This window comes from Dyella terrae, from assembly GCF_004322705.1.
Lineage (GTDB): Bacteria > Pseudomonadota > Gammaproteobacteria > Xanthomonadales > Rhodanobacteraceae > Dyella_D > Dyella_D terrae.
Map to the genome: position 1 here is coordinate 733886 of NZ_SIZZ01000001.1, position 17799 is coordinate 751684.

Here is a 17799-nt window from a genome sequence, read left to right on the forward strand (position 1 = left end):
AACGGATGATGTACAGGAAGCACCATGGATTTGCTTCGGTTCTTGTTGATGCTGCCCGTGCGACTGGTACGCGGCGCGTTGTGGCTTTTAGGTCTCTTGCTGCGCCCGCTGTTCGGCGGACTGTCGTGGACTGCGCCGGCCTGGATGCCGGCCTCGGCCACGTTTGTACGACAGAGGCCCTTGCGCGCCGCCGGCATGCTCGCCGGCGCCCTTGTGCTGGCCGCGTCTGGCTGGTTCGGCTGGAACTGGTACCAGCATCGTCCGCGCCCGCCCGAGCCTGAACGCATCACGGCATCGGTGCAGGTTCCGGAAATCACCGATTACACGCACTCTCCCGTCGTCATCCATTCGCTCCGCGTCGATTTTTCCGGATCGGCGGCGCCGATCGAACGCGTTGGCAAGCCCGTGACTGAGGGCATCGTCATGGAGCCGGCGCTAAAGGGTGCCTGGACATGGACGGATGACCACACGCTCCAGTTCGTCCCTGCGGATGACTGGCCTGTTGGCCGGCACGTCAATGTCCGGTTTGACGTGCGCAGGGTGTTTGCCTCCCATGTCCTCATGGCGGATGACAGCTTCAGCTTCGATCTTGCCCCCTTCAAGGCAAGTTTCGGCACGGGCGAGTTCTATCAGGACCCGCAGGACGCGACGGCCAGGAAGACGATCCAGCCGGTCGACTTCAACTATCCGGTTGATCCGGCGCAGTTCGAAAAGCGCATCGGCATCAAGCTGAAGTCACGTGGCAAGGGTGAGGAGCCGCTGAAGTTCACCGTCACCTACGACCAGTTCAAGCTGCATGCCTGGATTCACTCCCAGCCACTGGCGCTTCCCAGCGAAAGCGGCGCCGTCCTGTACTCGCTGGACAAGGGGATAAGCAGCTCCCGCGGCGGCGATGCCACGACCGATCGGCTGGACACCAGTATCGCGGTGCCCGGTTTGTACAGCCTTGCCATCAACCAGATCAGTCCGACGCTGGTGGACAACGAGCGTTACGAGCCTGAGCAAGTGCTGCTAGTCGAGAGCAGTGGCACGGTGCGCGGCACGGCGCTCGCCGGTCTGGTCAAGGCCTGGGTGCTACCGCGCTATCGCACGGACATCAAGCACAAGGACGGTGACCCGGACTATCGCTGGAGCGCCGGGACGGTCAGTGAGGCTACGCTGCGTCAGGCCACGCCGCTCAACCTGGAGCTGGTGCCGACCGAGAACGACTTCGAAGCACTTCAGAGTTTCCGCTTTCACGCGGAGCCGGGACAGCAGGTCTACGTTCGCGTCGACAAGGGCCTGACCTCCTTTGGCGGCTACATCCTGGGCGAAGCGGTCGGCCAGGTGGTGAAGGTGCCCGATTACCCGAAGCTGCTTCGCTTCATGGCCGATGGCTCATTGCTCTCGCTCAATGGCAGCAAGCGATTGTCAGTCGTCTCGCGCAATCTGCCAGGGATGCGCGTCGATGTCGGTCGCGTCCTTCCGGACCAGCTGCAGCATCTGGTGGCGTTCAACGAAGGGAGTTATGCGCGCCCTTCAATGCACTACGCGTTTAGCGAGGATCACATCGTTGAACGCATGGAAATCAAGCGGTCCTTCCCGCCGGGCGATCCCGGCAAGGCGCGCTACGAAGGCGTCGACCTGGGGCAGTACCTCAAGGATGGCAAGCGCGGCATCTTCATGCTTCGCGTAACAAGCTATGACGCCGACGCCGAGCGCAAGAAGGAGGAGGCGGCCCAGGCGAGGGCCTCCGAGCCACAGGCCGCACCGCGCGCTGACGGGGACTACGCCAGTGACGACGATCGTGGTGATTCGCAGGACTATGCATCCTCGCGTGGTCCGAACGACACCCGCCTGGTCGTGGTCACCGATCTGGGCATGCTGGTAAAGCGGGCGGTCGATGGCGCCCAGGATGTTTTCGTCCAGTCGATCCGCAATGGCCAGCCCGTAAGCGGTGCCGAAGTGTCCGTGCTCGCCGTGAATGGTCAGCCGCTCTATCGCGAGATCACAGGAGCCGACGGTGTCGTGCATTTCCCGAGCCTGAAGGGGCTGGATCGAGAAAAGCGGCCCACGTTGTACGTCGTCCGCAAGGGCGACGACCTGTCGTTCCTGCCGATCGGAAGCTACGACCGGCAACTCGATTTTTCACGCTTCGATATCGGCGGCGAACGCAATGCGACCAACCAGGGCCAGTTGTCCGGCTACCTGTTCTCGGATCGCGGCATCTATCGCCCGGGCGATCTCTTTCATGTGGGCATGATTGTCCGCGCCGCGAGCTGGACGCGTAGTGTGGCCGGTGTGCCGCTGCAGGCCGAGATTGTCGATCCACGCGGTGTCACGGTGAAGCAGGTTCCGGTCAGCATGGATGGCTCGGGATTTGCCGAGCTGGCCTACGCGCCCGCCGAGACAGCCCCCACCGGCACATGGACGGTCAACCTCTATATCGTGCGCGAAGGCAAATCCGGCGCGCAGATCGGCAGCACCACGCTGCAAGTCAAAGAGTTTTTGCCGGACCGCATGAAAGTCAGTGCCAAGCTCTCGCAACAGGTTCCGGAAGGATGGGTGAAGCCTGACGGGCTCAAGGGCATCATCGATGCGCAGAATCTCTTCGGTACACCGGCGGCTGACCGGCGCGTGGAGGCGTCGCTGACGCTGCGCCCGGCATGGCCCGCTTTCCGCAGCTGGCCCGACTACCATTTCTATGACGCTCGCCGAGCCAAGGAAGGCTTCGAGGAAACGCTGCAGGATGGCAAGACCGACGCCAAGGGACACGCCGAGTTCGACCTTGATCTGAAAAAGTACGCGAACGCGACTTACCAGCTCTATTTCCTGGCGAAGGCGCACGAACCCGACGGCGGTCGCTCGGTCGCAGCGGCCGCGCAGACCCTCGTATCCAGTAACGATTGGCTGGTGGGCTATCGCGCACAGGACAACCTCAGCTACGTGACGCGCAATGCGCCGCGCGCGGTTCATCTGGTGGCCATCGATCCGCAGGCGAAGGCCATGGCCCTGCAAGGGCTGCGTGCACGGTTGATTGAGCGCCGCTACATCTCCGTGCTGACAAAGCAGGATTCGGGCGTCTACAAGTACCAGTCCAAGCTCAAGGAGATTCCGGTCAAGGAAGACGCGCTCGCGCTCCCGGCGACGGGACTGAATTACACGTTGCCCACGGACAAGCCGGGCAACTACGCGCTGGTTATCGTGCGAGGAAGCGATGGTGTCGAGGTCAACCGGGTGGACTACTCGGTCGCCGGTGCGGCCAATGTGTCGCGATCGCTCGACCGCAACGCGGAGCTGCAGCTGAATCTGGACAAGCAGGACTACGCACCGGGCGAGACTATCGCCATTGCCATTCGTGCGCCGTACGCCGGCAACGGCCTGATCACGATCGAGCGCGACAAGGTTTACGCGCATGTCTGGTTCCACGCCGACACCACCAGTTCGGTGCAGCACATCACCGTGCCTTCGGATTTCGAGGGCAATGGCTACATCAATGTGCAGTACGTGAGGGATCCCTCCTCGGACGAGATTTTCATGAGTCCGCTGAGTTATGGCGTGGTCCCGTTCTCGGTCAATCTGGATGCGCGCCGCAACGAGGTAAAGGTGGAATCACCGGCGCTGGTCAAGCCCGGCCAGGCCGTCACGTTCAAGCTCACCTCGGCGCAACCGGCCCGAGCCGTCGTCTTTGCCGTCGACGAGGGCATTCTCCAGGTGGCGCGCTACAAGCTTGGCGATCCGCTGAAGTTCTTCTTCCGCAAGCGCATGCTCGAAGTGAACACCTCGCAGATCCTGGATCTGATCCTGCCGGAGTTCGAAAAGCTCATGAGCATGGCGGCCCCTGGCGGCGACGCGGATGCGGCCATCAGTCGCCAGCTCAATCCCTTCAAGCGCAAGCGTGACATTCCCGTTGCTTTCTGGTCAGGCATTGTCGACGTCAACGGCGAGAAGGAACTCAGTTACACGGTGCCGGATTACTTCAACGGCAAGCTGCGCGTGATGGCGGTGACCGTATCGGCAGATCGTGTGGGCACCTTCGAAGGTGCCACCACCGTCCGTGGAGACTTCGTCCTTTCACCCAACGTGCCAACCACGCTCGCGCCGGGCGATGAGGCGGACATCAGCGTCGGCGTGGCGAACAACCTGACCGGCCTTGGCGGCAAGGAAGTGCCCGTCGCCGTGAGCCTGAAGGTGGGCCCCCAGTTGCAGGTCGTCGGCAAGCCAACCCAGAGCATCAACCTGGGCGAGATGCGCGAAGGCGTTGCTGTGTTCCGCGTGCGGGCCACTGACCAGCTCGGATCAGGCAATCTGAGTTTCACGGCCGGGTATGGCGACAAGTCAGCCAGGCAGTCGGTTGATCTGTCCGTGCGGCCGGCGACGGCGTATCGAACGCAGCTTCACTATGGACTGGTCGCACCAGGCAGCAAGGTGGATGTGCCCGATCTGCGCAAGATGCACGACGCCTACGCCTCCCGCGCCGCGTCGTTCTCGACTTTGCCCGTCGTGCTGGCTCAGGGACTAAGCAGCTATCTGATCAATTATCCGAACTACTGCAGTGAGCAGATCATCAGTTCGGCCATGCCGCTGTTGATTCTGCCGAAGTGGCCTGTCGTGCCAGTGTTCGCGCATACGCTCGATCCGGCAACCAGGGACAAGAAGATCAGCAATGACGAGGCGCTGGCGCGCTTCCTCGATGTACTGCACACGCGACAGAACAGTGAGGGCGGCTTCGGTTTCTGGGTTGCCACACCCGACGCCGATCCGTTCGTGTCGACCTATGCCATGAACTTCCTGATCGAAGCGCGTGACAGGGGCATCTCGGTGCCGGCGGACATGTTCGATGCCGGCAATGCCTACCTGCGAAAACTGGCGGGTGATGATGATCTGGATGGGCTGCCCATGTTGAGGCAGCGTGCCTATGCCATTTACCTGCTCACGCGCCAGGGACAGGTCACCACGAACGCGTTGGCAGCGGTGCAACGCCGGCTTGAGCAGGATGATGCAGACACCTGGAAGCACGATTTGGCGGCCGTCTGGATGGCGGCGTCGTACCAGTTGCTGAAGCAGGAAAAACAGGCCAACGCCTTGATCGCAGGTCCACTGAAGGATCTGGCGCGAAGCAAGAACGATGAGCGTCTTGAGTACGACTATTTCGACGACGCCCTGATCAGGGACGCCACGACGCTTTACATCCTTGGCAAGCACTTCCCCGACCGTGCGCGGGCAGTGCCTGCCAAGGCCTGGGAACGTATCGCCTGGGATGTCGGCCACGAGTGGTACAACACCTTGTCTTCTTCGATGTTGCTGCTGGCGCTGGACAGCTACGCCCATGACAACGTCGGCGACCTGAGCAAACTGCGCGTGGACGCCGTCGGTGCAGACGGTGGCGTGCAATCGATCGGTACGGTTGAGGGCAACCTGTTGCTTTCGGGTTCCTGGTCGTCCGCGGCGCGCCGGTTGCGCTACACGAATGGCGGGGAGGTTTCTGCCTGGTATCTCTCGACGGAAGGCGGTTACGACCGGGATGTGCCGAACAAGGCTGTCGCCGAAGGCCTCGAAATCGTGCGCGAGTACACCGATGCCAAGGGGAAGGCATTGGGTGACATCACAGTCGGCCAGGAAATCGACGTCCATGTGAAGATCCGCGCCACAACCAGCGATGGTCTGGACAACGTGGCGATCGTCGACCTGCTTCCCGGTGGCTTCGAAGCCGTGGTCCAGCCGCCGCCGGCCGTTACGGACCAGCAGGAGCAAGGTGAAAGTGACGAAGGTGGTGACAGCGAGGTCAAGGCCAGTGCCTGGCGCTCGCCGATCGGCTTGTCCAGCTCCACCTGGTCGCCCGAGTACGCGGATATACGCGAGGATCGCGTGGTCATCTACGGTCGCGCCACGGCCGATGTGCGGGAGTTCGTCTACCGGATCAAAGCCACCAACGCCGGCAAGTTCAAGGTGCCGCCGGCCTACGGCGAGTCCATGTACAACCGCGAAGTTCAGGCGCGCACCACCGGTGGCGCGGTGCTCAACGTCGTCAGCAAACCCTGAGGAATGACCCGCCCGCTTCCGCATGACGGGAGCGGGCAGGGCGACAGCCATGACCGATCGACACGCCAAGTGGAAACGCATCGCGCAGTTCGCGAAGCGCTGGCAGAACGTACTTATGGCGTGTCTGTTACTTGTCCTCGTTGCCGTCGGCTGCCGGCTCTGGCCCCATCGTCCCCTGCAAGCGTGGCTGCCGTCATCGACAGCGGTGTATGACGCCAGGGGGCGACTGATGCGGTTGACCCTGGCATCCGATGATCGCTACCGACTGTGGGTGCCTTTGTCCGATATGTCGCCTCAAATGGTGGAGGCGGTTCAGCTGCATGAGGATCGCTGGTTTCGCTGGCATCCGGGATTCAATCCTTTCGGACTGGTGCGCGGTGCCTGGGTGACCTACGTGCGCCATGGTGACCCCCAGGGTGGTTCGACGCTCACGATGCAGCTTGCACGGCTGCTATGGCGATTGAATACGCGAACACCGGGCGGCAAGCTCGTGCAGATTGCGCGAGCGATGCAACTGGAGCTCTTCTACTCCAAGCGCGACATCCTGGAGGCGTATCTGAACTACGCGCCGTACGGACGCAATGTCGAAGGTGTCGCCGCCGCCAGCCTCATCTATTTCGATCACCAGCCTGCATCGCTCAGTCTTCCCGAAGCATTGACGCTGGCGGTCGTGCCTCAGGATCCAACACGTCGCCTGCGCGCCCTGCCGGGTGCTGATGCGCCCACGGGCATCATCAACAAGGCGTTGGCCAGTTCACGCGATCGCCTGTATGCCCGATGGATTCACCAACATCCACAGGATGAACGTCTGCGGCCGCTGTTCGCGTTGCCACTGAATCTTCGCCTGCCCGGCCAGCTTCCTTTCGAAGCTCCGCATGCGGTCGAGCAGGAACTGGCAGCGCGCAGTCGCTTGGGTGCCCCCCTGGATAGTCGCGTCCATACCACCATCGATCTCGACTTGCAGCACGTGCTGGAGCGGCAGATCGGGCGATACATCGAGCGCAATGATGCGCGCGGCATTCGTAACGCGGCTGCCATTCTGGTCGATACGCGCGACCTGTCTGTTCGCGCCATGGTCGGTTCGGCCGGCTATGGCAACGCGGCGATTCAGGGGCAGGTCAATGGCACGCTCGCCAAGCGCTCGCCCGGTTCGACGCTGAAGCCATTCATCTATGCGCTGGGATTCGACCAGGGCGTCCTGCATCCGCAGACGGTGTTACGCGATGTGCCGACGTCCTTCGGCCCCTATGCCCCGGAAAATTTCGACGGCCATTTCCTGGGTCCGGTCACCGCGACGGAAGCGCTGATTCGAAGTCGCAATATCCCGGCGGTATGGGTTGCCGCACAACTGAAGTCACCTGACTTTTACCAGTTCCTGCGCGATGCGGGCATCAGTCGCATGGCCAGCGAACAGCACTACGGGCTGGCTTTGGTGCTTGGTGGAGGCGAAGTCACCATGCAAGAGCTGGCGGGCCTGTACGCCATGTTGGCCAACCGTGGTGAACTCAAGCCATTGCGTCTGGATGCTAGCGATCCACAAGGCGCGGGTACGCGCATGCTTAGCGACGAAGCCAGTTTCATGGTGATGGACATGCTCAGGCAGAATCCCCGCCCGGACGAGACCTTTGGCGCGCAACCGGGGCGATTGCCGGTGTACTGGAAAACCGGGACGTCCTGGGGCTTTCGCGATGCCTGGACGGCCGGGAGCTTTGGTCCTTACGTGCTGGTGGTGTGGATCGGGAACTTCGATGGCTCTGGCAATCCCGCTTTTGTCGGCGTCGAGGCCGCGGCGCCGTTGTTCTTTCAGATCGTGGATGCCATGCGCGCCCAGGACGCGCGCATGACCGAACCTGTAAGGCACATGCCTGGCAACCTCAGGCGCGTCGAGATCTGCCTCGCCAGCGGTGACCTGCCCAACGAGTGGTGCCCGCAGCGGGGCAAGACCTGGTTCATTCCCGGTAAGTCGCCCATACGCGTAAGCCAGGTCCATCGGGCCCTGGTTATGGATGACGCCACGGGGAAGCCCGCCTGCCCACCCCTGGAAGGCAAGCGGACTCACCTGGAGGTGTACGAGTTCTGGCCGTCCGAGCTCCAGCAGGTCTTTATTCAGGCGGGCATGCCACGGCGCGTGCCTCCGCGTAACGACGACTGCGTGCAAAGCGGCATCGCGGTGGGAGATCCCCCGCGAATGACCTCGCCGTTGCGCGGCAGCATTTATGCGCTGCGTCTGAGGGACGATGACAGTCGTCGTATCGCACTGACAGCCGATGCCGATGCTGCGGTGCGAAATCTCTATTGGTTCGTGAACGATGCCTACGTCGGTTCGAGTGCACCCGGACAGCCCCTGTTCTGGGAACCGCCTTCGCCGGGCAACTACGACGTTCGCGTCGTCGATGATCGTGGCATGAGCGATCATCGTGGGCTGGGCGTCACGCGTGTTGAATGAACACGAACCTCTAAGTTGACCCGGGCCTTCCGGCAGGGGCGGCGACGCAAGGCTGGGCTATGCTTCGAATCATGTCCTCGCTCATCTCCCTGTGCCGATGAAGCAAACCCCCGCGCCCTCGTATTACCGCGCCACCGCGACGCCCTATGAGCCTTATCCGCGCCTGCAGGGCAGGGTCGATGCGCGCGTGGTTATCGTGGGCGGAGGTTATGCGGGCCTGCATACGGCGCTCGGGCTGGCAGAAAGGGGCATTCAGGATGTGGTGCTCATTGAGCGCGAGCAGGTTGGGTTCGGTGCTTCCGGCCGCAACGGTGGCTTCGTCTTCGCGGGCTACTCGCTTGGAGAGCAGTCGCTGCTGGATCAGCAAGGCGCCGCGCAGGCTCGACAGCTTTTTGAACTCACCACCAGCGCGGTGCGCCGCATTCGCGATTTGACCCGCCGGTACGAGATGCCCTGCCAGGTCGTCGATGAAGGCGTGATCTGGGCCAACTGGTTTCGCGATCCCGGCGTACTGCGCCAGCGACAGGCGCTGCTGGCAGAACGCTACGGCGTCGAGTGGGAGTGGATGCCACAGGAGCAACTACGCGAGCGCATTCACACCCAGCGCTATTTCGACGGCCTTTACGAGCGCAATGCCCTCCACCTTCATCCTTTGAACTTCGCGATCGGGCTGGCCGCCGCGGCATCCGCCCAGGGAGTCCGGATCCACGAGAACACCGACGCCTGGCAGCTCAAGCGAGAGGGGCTGCGTTGGCGGGTGGAAACCGACCAGGGCAGCGTCAGCGCGGACCACGTCGTGCTGGCGTGCGGGGGCTATCTTGCGGGCCTGCGCAAGACGATCGATCGCGCCATTTTGCCGATTGCCACGTACGCCATGGTCACCGAACCCTTGGGGGATCGCATGGCCGACGTCCTCCAGACGCGCTCGGCTATTTACGACACGCGGTTTGCTTTCGATTACTACCGGCCGTTGCCTGACACACGTTTGCTCTGGGGTGGTCGGATTTCGATCCGCAATCGATCGCCGCAGGCGGTCCGCACATTGCTGTTGCGCGACCTCATGCACGTGTTTCCGCAGCTCAAGGGCGTGCAGGTGGATTACGCCTGGTCAGGATTGATGAGCTATGCGCGTCACCAGATGCCCCAGATCGGTGGCACGGACGCCGGCCTCTGGTGGGCCCAGGCCTTCGGTGGACATGGACTTGCACCGACGTGCGCTGCGGGTGAGCTGCTGGCGGCGGCGATTGCGCAAGGTGACGATCAATGGAAGCATTTTTCGACTTACGGACTTGACCGCGCCTGGCGCCCGGCCGGCTATCTGGCCGCGCAGGCCAGCTACTGGTGGCAGGAAAGCAAAGACTGGTTCAAATCGAGGCTGGAAGGATGACAGACGACAACGTGCCCGAGCTGATCAGCTGGGGTGATTTCGAGAAGGTGTGGCTGGTGGCCGGCACGGTGATTCGCGTCGAGCCGTTCCCCGAGGCACGCAAGCCCGCGTGGAAGATCTGGGTGGACTTCGGCCCCCACGGCGAGCGCAAGACGAGCGCCCAGGTTGTCTCGCTCTATACGGCGGACGAGCTTATCGGCAAGCAAATCGTAGGCGTGATCAACTTCCCGGAGAAGCAGGTCGGGCCGGTGCGATCCCAGTTTCTGCTCACGGGCTTCCCCACCGATGCGGGCGTCGTCATCACCACGGTCGAGCGGCCGGTACCGAACGGAACTCGCCTGGCCTGAGGCGGCCCGACCCCGCCTTCGGCTCGCCACTTTCGCGCCATCGGAATGCGAGGCAGCGTCGTCACGCTGGAACGCTTTCAACGTAAGGAGGCGATGGTGAAGAAGCTCAGTGGCATGACAATTGCGATGGTCTCCGTGTGCGCGGCCTCGATCGCAACGGCGCAGGATGCCAGCTGGAAACAGCCGCACAAGCCGTTCCGGGTTTATGGCAACACCTGGTACGTGGGCAGCGAAGGACTCAGTGCCATCCTTATCACTTCGCCGAAAGGTCACATCCTTATTGATGGCACCTTGCCCGAGAACGCCGAGATGGTGAAGGCCAACATCCAGGCGGCGGGATTCAGGCTCACCGACATCAAGGTGATCCTGAATTCGCATGCGCATGGTGACCACGCCGGTGCGCTGGCCGCGCTGGCCGATGCATCGGGCGCCCGGGTGATCGCCAGTCCGGCAGGGGCTGCGGCGCTGATGCTCGGCGGTAATGATCCGGACGATCCGCAGCATGGCGAAGCGCCGCTCTTCCCGCCGGTCAAACATGTGGAATCTCTGAAGCCTGGCAGCGTGGTGCGCGTTGGCGATCTCGCGGTCAAAGAACATGCGATGCCAGGTCACACGCCCGGCAGTAGCACCTGGACCTGGACGTCCTGCGAACAGGATCGTTGCCTGAACATGGTCTATGCCGACAGCGTGACTTATATCAGCGCCGATGGCTTCCATTTCACGGACGACAAGGCGCACCCGCATCGCGTCGAAGATATCCGCAAGGGACTGGCCGAACTGGCGGCCATGCCATGCGATGTCTTGATGACGCCGCACCCTGACGCCAGTGACTTGCTGGGGCGCGTGGCTGCCCACGATCAGGGCAAGCATCCCGATCAGCTGTTTGACACAAAGGCGTGCCGGAAACTGGCCAAAGCGGGTGAGGACAAGCTTGCGACCCGTCTGGACGAAGAGAGGAAGGGGCAGAAGTAGGCGTCATCTCGGGCGGCGCGACCGGAACCGGCCGGTCGCGTCGGCGAGGTGAGGCAGGGCGCACTCCCATCGGAGCGACACACCGCTTCGATCATTTGATCGCGCGGTCCGCCCAGATCACCAGCCCCTGGGCGTTGAGTTCCACGTCCATGGCAAGCCAGTCCAGCATCTCCGCGCGGCTTCCCGTCCATCCATGCTGGTGGAGGCGGCCAAAGTAAAGCTCGGTCAGTGCCTGCTTCAGCCATTCATGACGATGCTCGCGCCCGGCCGATTCCCTGGCGAGTTCGGCCATGGCGTCAATCTGCGCATGCAGATCATCCGCCAGTTTTCGCACGGAACGGACCGCCCCGAAGTGCGTGAGGTACATCGCGTCAACGTCGAGTTCAACAAGGCGACGAATCGAATCGTGCAGTGCATCGGGCTCGAACTGAACCGGCGAGGACGTCGGCAGGATGTAGGGCCCTTGGGTCGTGTCAAACGCGCGGTAGGAGAGGCCGAAGGTATCGCCAGTGAAACAGGCGCGTGCTTTTGCGTCATGAACGCTGAGATGGTGACGTGCATGACCGGGCGTATCGAGGCAAAGCAACGCACGGCCCTGCAGCATGACGACGTGGCCATCTGGCGCCTCGACGACGCGTTCCGCAGGAATGGCACGAAGACGCCCATAGGTGCGATCCATGACTTCTTCGCCATACACCGCGGAGGCACCCGCCCACAGAGCAGACGGATCGATCATGTGGCGCGCACCGCGCGGATGTACCACCAGCGTTGCGTTCGGAAGGTGCGCCATCAGCTCGCCAGCGCCGCCCGCGTGGTCCAGATGCACATGAGTGAGGATCAGCCACTCGACGTCACCCGGCTCCAGGCCGGCCTCGAGAAGTGCTTCCAGCATCCGCGGCACGGCATAGTTCGTACCGCAATCGATGAAGGCGCCGCGGCCGCGCTCGACAACGAGGTAGGCGGCATCGAAGCCCGGTCGTACGAAACCGGTGTCGATGGTGTGGATGCCGTTGCTCATGGAAGAAACCCTCGCGATGGACGCTTCACCATAGCAGCAGGTACGCAACCGGGGCATTTACACCATCGTCGAATCAGGTGGCATCGTGAAATATCACGCCCAGGGTGTGCCGGCGCCCGGAACGGAGCGCACTGACGCCATGTCGCATGACGGTGCGATAGATGCCACGGGCACCTTGCACGGGCCGAAAGTTGACGGCGAATACCACCGCATCCCCCTTGCGAAGAGGGATCACATGCGGGCGCGATTGCATGCGCGGTCGCTGCTCGACCAGGACAAACTCGCCACCGTCGAATTCGTTGCCCGGTTCGGCAAGCAGTACGGCAAGTTGCAATGGGAATACGTGGTCGCCATAGCGATCCTGGTGCAGGCAGTTGTAGTCGCCTTGGCCATAGCGAAGGAGCAGGGGCGTGGGGCGCAGCTGACCCGCCTCATGGCAGCGTGCGATGAATGCCGCGTGGGTGGACGGGAAGTGCGCGTCAATGTTCAGCGATGCATGCCATCGATTGGCGATGGGTGCCAGGCGTCGGTACCCGGATGCACGCAGGATCTCCACGAGGGGAGGCAGTGGGTAGGCGAAGTACTGGTATTCGCCGCGACCGAAACCATGGCGGGCCATCACCACGCGACTACGAAACCCGTCGGAACTGTCATACAGGCCGACCATGGCATCGCAGTCGTCGTGCGTCAGCAAGCCGGGTAATACGGCGTACCCCTGGTTGTCCAGGCGATCCTCCAGATCGGACGTGTCGAATCGGTCGAAGGGATCCTGGCTGACCTTGCTTGAGGCGACAGCGCGAGCTGTCTCGAGGTTGGGGGAAACGGACATGGCGATGCTCATCAATGGGCGCTTCCCGTGAAGTCTGGGCTTCGGCGCCCCGTTCAGCCCTCCGATTCTTGCGACAGCGATGGACGCTTGCTCCTGACATTGTCGGGAGCGCTCATCAAAAAAGGCGGCGCCACATGGTTGTGACGCCGCCCGGGTGTTTCACGTGTCGCCGAAGGCAACGCGCTGCGCTTGAATTACAGCGCCTCGAAGATGCCTGCTGCGCCCATGCCCGTGCCGATGCACATCGTCACCATGCCGTACTTCTTCTTGTGGCGGCGCATGCCGTGCACGAGGGTCGCGGCGCGAATGGCACCGGTGGCGCCGAGCGGATGGCCCAGCGCAATGGCGCCACCCAGCGGATTGACCTTGGACGGATCCAGGCCCAGATCCTTCATGACCGCCAACGACTGCGCAGCGAAGGCTTCGTTGAGCTCGATCCAGTCCAGCTGATCCTGCGTCATGCCGGCCTGCTTGAGCGCCTTCGGAATGGCTTCCTTCGGGCCGATGCCCATGATGTCCGGACGCACGCCCGCCACCGAGAACCCGACGAACCGGGCCAGCGGCTGCAGGTTGTATTCCTTGATGGCCTTCTCGCTGGCCAGCAACAGGGCGCCGGCGCCGTCGGACATCTGCGACGAGTTACCTGCCGTCACGCTGCCGCCGAACTGGCCGTTGCGGAACACGGGCTTGAGCTTGCCCAGCACTTCGACCGTGCTGCCCGCGCGCGGGCCTTCGTCCGTATCGATGAGACGGCTGTCCGTCTTGATGCCACGCGTGGCCAGGTCGGGGTAATGATCGTCGAGCTGGAACGGGGTGATCTCGTCCTTGAACTCGCCGTTCTTGATGGCGGCAAGGGCGCGCTCGTGGCTCTGCGCCGAGAACGCATCCTGCTCTTCGCGCGAGATTTTCCACTGCTTGGCAACGTTCTCGGCCGTAATGCCCATGCCGTAGGCGATGCCGATGTGCTCGTTATCGAAGATGCCCGGATTCATGGCGATCTTGTGACCCATCATCGGCACCATGCTCATGCTTTCGGTACCGCCGGCAAGCATCAGGTCGGCTTCGCCCAGGCGAATGCGATCGGCGGCCATGGCGATGGCCTGCACGCCCGAAGAACAAAAACGATTGATCGTGACGCCGGGCACCGTGTCCGGCAGGCCGGCCAGCAGCACGCCGATGCGCGCCACGTTCATGCCTTGCTCGGCTTCAGGCATGGCGCAACCAATGATGGCGTCGCCAATCTGGTGCGGATCGATGCCCGGTGCCTGCGCCATGACGGCGCGAATGACGTGGGCGAGCATGTCGTCCGGACGGGTGTTGCGGAATACGCCACGCGGTGCCTTGCCGACCGGTGTGCGGGTGGCGGCGACGATGTAGGCGTCTTGGATTTGCTTGCTCATGGAATGCTCCAGGAAGATCGGTAAAGGAATGGGTGGTGGGAAGTGAGGAGCGGCGCGGTGCGCTTGCATCTCCCCACTTCGCGCTTTACGCGCGCACTCAGTTCCTCAAGGGTTTGCCCGTGGTCATGGTGTGGGCGATGCGAGCCTGGGTCTTTTCGGTCTTCGCCAGTTCCACGAAGTGCTTGCGCTCCAGGGCCAGCAGCCATTCCTCATCGACCAGCGAGCCGCGCTCGACCACGCCACCGCACAAGGTGTCGGCGATGCGCGTGGCGATGGCAACGTCGTGCTCCGATGCGAAGTAGCCGGCTGCCAGGTTGGCCAGCGAAGCGCGGAACGTGGCGGTGCCGACGTCGCCGGCCACCGGAATGTTCCGGTCGTACATCGGCGGACGGTAACCCTGTTCGGCCAGCCCGATGGCGACCTTCTTGGCGACGTACAGCAGTTCGAAGGCGTTGAATACGACCACATCGCTGTCGCGCATCAGGCCCAGCTGCTTCGCTTCCAGCGCGCTGGCGGAGACCTTCGCCATGGCAACCGTTTCGAACACCTTCTTCAGGGACTCGAACGGATCGGCCGGGTTTTCCTTCGCGGCGCGGACGGCCAGCTCATGCAGGCCACCGCCTGCCGGCAACAGGCCTACGCCTGCTTCGACGAGACCGATATAGCTTTCCAGCGCCGCCACGGTGCGTGCCGAATGCATCTGGAACTCGCAACCGCCACCCAGGGCAAGGCCACGCACAGCCGAGACCACGGGCACCAGCGAATGCTTGATGCGCATGCTCGTGCGCTGGAAATTGGCGACCATCTTGTCAAAGTCGTCGAACTTGCCGGCCTGCAGCAGGCCAAGGGCGCCCTTCAGATCGGCGCCGGCCGAGAACGGCTCGCCGGTCTGCCAGATCACCACGGCCTTGAGCTGCTGCTCGGCCACGTCGATGGCTTGCTGGATGCCGTCGAGCACGAAATCGTTGACCGTGTTCATCTTGGTCTTGAACGAAATGATGCCCACGCCGTCGTCGCCCAGCGTCCACAAGCGGATGCCGTCGTTCTCCCACACGGTCGTACCCTGGTCGAACTTCTCGCCCAGGATCGGATCGGGGAACAACTGGCGTGCGTAGACCGGATGCTGCGAGCGCGGTTTGTCGGTGCCGGCGGCCGCCGAGTACGAGCCGTTCTTGCCGTGCACGCCGGTGCGGCCGTCGGTGACCCATGCGGGCAGCGGCGCGTCGCTCATGGCCTTGCCGGCAGCGATGTCTTCGGCGATGTAGCCGGCCACCTGCTGCCAGCCGGCCGCCTGCCAGGTTTCAAACGGGCCGAGCTTCCAGCCGTAACCCCAGCGGATGGCGAAGTCGACGTCACGCGCGGTGTCGGCAATATCAGCGAGGTGATAAGCGGTGTAGTGGAACAGATCGCGGAACGTTGCCCACAGGAACTGCGCCTGCGGATCGTTCGATGCGCGCAGCTTGGCGAACTTTTCGGCCGGGTCCTTGATGGCAAGGATGGCGGCCACTTCGTCCGACGCCTTCTGTTCCGAAGGACGGTAGTCGCGCTTGGCGACGTCGAGGACGACGATGTCCTTGCCAGCCTTGCGATAAAAGCCGGCGCCGACCTTCTGGCCCAGCGCGCCCTGGTCGATCAGGCCCTGCAGCCACACGGGCGCCTTGAAGTACTTGTGCCACGGATCGTCGGCCAGCGTATCGGCCATGGTCTTGATCACGTGCGCCATGGTGTCCAGGCCCACGACATCGGCGGTGCGATAGGTCGCGCTCTTGGGGCGGCCCACGGCCGGGCCGGTGAGGGCGTCGACGGTGTCGAAGCCGAGCTTGAACTGCTCGGTGTGGTACATGGTCGCCAGCATCGAGAAGACACCGATGCGGTTGCCGATGAAGTTGGGCGTGTCCTTGGCGTACACGACGCCCTTGCCGACGGTGGTGGTCAGGAAGGCTTCGAGGCCTGCGAGAACGTCAGGATGGGTCAGGCGGGTCGGAATCAGTTCGACCAGGTGCATGTAGCGCGGCGGGTTGAAGAAATGCACGCCGGTGAAGCGGTGGCGCATTTCTTCCGGCAGTGCTTCGGCGAGGCCGTTGATCGACAGGCCCGACGTATTACTGGCCAGCACGGCGGTCGGCGACACGTGCGGTGCGATCTTCTTGTAGAGATCCAGCTTCCAGTCCATGCGTTCGGCAATGGCCTCGATGACGAGGTCCACGTCCTTGAGCAGGTCGAGGTTTTCCTCGTAGTTGGCCGGGATGATCGCCGCGGCGCGGTTCTTGTCGGCCAGCGGGGCGGGCGACAGCTTCTTGAGGTTCTCGATCGCCTTCAGGGCAATGCCGCTCTTGGGACCTTCCTTGGCGGGCAGGTCAAAAAGCACGGTTTCGACATCGGCGTTGGTCAGGTGCGCAGCAATCTGCGCGCCCATCACGCCGGCACCGAGCACCGCGGCCTTGCGGATGCGTAGTGCGGGCTTCGCGGAAGTGGGAGCGGTCATTGTCTTCTCCATGGGGAAAACGTGTTGGTGGTCTTGGGTGGCCGGGTCGGTCGCTGGCTCAGGGGTGGCTGAGACCGGCCGCGGCAAAACGGATAAGGTGCTGTGCGGTCTGTTCACGGTGACTGCTTTCCGTGACATCGCTTTTGCGCTGGATCATGCCGAAGCCCGACATGGCGTGAGTCAGGGCGCCGGTGACCAGGTCGACCCGCCAGTACAGTTCTTCCTTGCTCAGGTCGGGCAGCAGGCGGGCGAATTCGGCGGTGAACTGGCGCATGACGTGGCCATAGTTCTCCGACAGGAACTTGCGCAGGGTGTCGTCGTGTTCGGCGAAGGCCCGGGCCAGCACGCGCATGAAGAGCGAGCCGTTGCCATCGTGGGACAGGTCCAGGGCTGGCTTGATAAAGGCCGCCAGGACGTCTTCCAGGTTGGTCTCAGACTGGCCGGCGATCCGGGCGAGGGCGTCCATGCGGCGGCCGTTGAGCTCATCCAGGCGTCGGCGGAAGACCTCTTCGATGAGACGGTCCTTGGACCCGAAGTGGTAGTTCACTGCGGCCAGGTTGACCCCGGCGGCCGAGGTGAGCTGGCGGAGCGAGGCGCCGTCGAAGCCATGCCGGGCAAACAGTTCCTCGGCGGCAACGAGAATGCGTTCCTTGGTCGATTGCGGCGAGCTTTGCAAGTGGGCGCTTCCCGGGTCGGTCGACAGTTCAAACGATCGTTTGAGCATACGTCGGTCTCCCGGCGACCGTCAAACAGACGTCGGTACGAACCTGCAGCTGGCTTGCTTATGGGCTAGAATCTGTCAGACTTTCGTGAGCTAAATCCGCAAATCCTCGCTGGATTTGGCCTATTTTGCTGGCTGTTTGCCAGGCCGCCCACTCAGATACCCGTTTTACC

The 17799-nt window shown here is 63.0% G+C and carries 10 protein-coding genes; 5 read left to right on the forward strand and 5 right to left on the reverse strand.

All coding sequences use genetic code 11. The features are described from left to right. Positions 1 to 24: 24 nt before the first annotated feature. The 5 genes from EYV96_RS03545 to bla all read left to right on the forward strand — a co-directional run bounded on the left by EYV96_RS03545 (position 25) and on the right by bla (position 11173). A complete protein-coding gene (locus tag EYV96_RS03545; protein WP_131150114.1) occupies positions 25 to 6021 on the forward strand; it encodes an alpha-2-macroglobulin in 5997 nt (1998 codons plus the stop codon). A 49-nt stretch (positions 6022 to 6070) separates the two neighbouring features. Then, the gene (gene pbpC / locus EYV96_RS03550) at positions 6071 to 8467 is read left to right on the forward strand and encodes a penicillin-binding protein 1C (protein ID WP_131150115.1); all 2397 of its coding nucleotides are present in this window, start codon (positions 6071 to 6073) and stop codon (positions 8465 to 8467) included. 97 nt (positions 8468 to 8564) lie between these two features. After that, positions 8565 to 9854 carry an NAD(P)/FAD-dependent oxidoreductase gene (locus EYV96_RS03555; RefSeq protein WP_131150116.1) on the forward strand — a complete coding sequence of 430 codons (1290 nt, stop codon included), beginning with the start codon at positions 8565 to 8567 and terminating at the stop codon, positions 9852 to 9854. Next, positions 9851 to 10201 carry a tRNA-binding protein gene (locus EYV96_RS03560; RefSeq protein ID WP_131150117.1) on the forward strand — a complete coding sequence of 117 codons (351 nt, stop codon included), beginning with the start codon at positions 9851 to 9853 and terminating at the stop codon, positions 10199 to 10201. The genes EYV96_RS03555 and EYV96_RS03560 overlap by 4 nt, the downstream gene beginning before the upstream one ends. A gap of 96 nt (positions 10202 to 10297) precedes the next feature. Further along, the gene (gene bla / locus EYV96_RS03565) at positions 10298 to 11173 is read left to right on the forward strand and encodes a subclass B3 metallo-beta-lactamase (RefSeq protein WP_240732330.1); all 876 of its coding nucleotides are present in this window, start codon (positions 10298 to 10300) and stop codon (positions 11171 to 11173) included. A 91-nt stretch (positions 11174 to 11264) separates the two neighbouring features. Here the strand turns inward: bla and EYV96_RS03570 are convergent, their stop codons facing one another. From EYV96_RS03570 to EYV96_RS03590, 5 genes are all read right to left on the reverse strand, one after another. Next, on the reverse strand, positions 11265 to 12191 hold the full coding sequence (locus EYV96_RS03570) for an MBL fold metallo-hydrolase (RefSeq protein ID WP_131150118.1): 927 nt from the start codon (positions 12189 to 12191) through the stop codon (positions 11265 to 11267). A gap of 73 nt (positions 12192 to 12264) precedes the next feature. Then, positions 12265 to 13020, reverse strand: coding sequence for a 2OG-Fe(II) oxygenase (locus EYV96_RS03575; protein WP_205746078.1), 756 nt, complete (start codon positions 13018 to 13020; stop codon positions 12265 to 12267). Between the two features lie 194 nt (positions 13021 to 13214). Continuing rightward, a complete protein-coding gene (locus tag EYV96_RS03580) occupies positions 13215 to 14420 on the reverse strand; it encodes an acetyl-CoA C-acyltransferase (protein ID WP_131150120.1) in 1206 nt (401 codons plus the stop codon). Positions 14421 to 14517: 97 nt separating this feature from the next. After that, positions 14518 to 16905 carry a 3-hydroxyacyl-CoA dehydrogenase/enoyl-CoA hydratase family protein gene (locus tag EYV96_RS03585; protein WP_131150121.1) on the reverse strand — a complete coding sequence of 796 codons (2388 nt, stop codon included), beginning with the start codon at positions 16903 to 16905 and terminating at the stop codon, positions 14518 to 14520. A gap of 58 nt (positions 16906 to 16963) precedes the next feature. After that, positions 16964 to 17629 (reverse strand): TetR/AcrR family transcriptional regulator, encoded by a 666-nt coding sequence (locus EYV96_RS03590; RefSeq protein ID WP_131150122.1) that lies wholly within the window; start codon positions 17627 to 17629, stop codon positions 16964 to 16966. Positions 17630 to 17799: the final 170 nt, after the last annotated feature.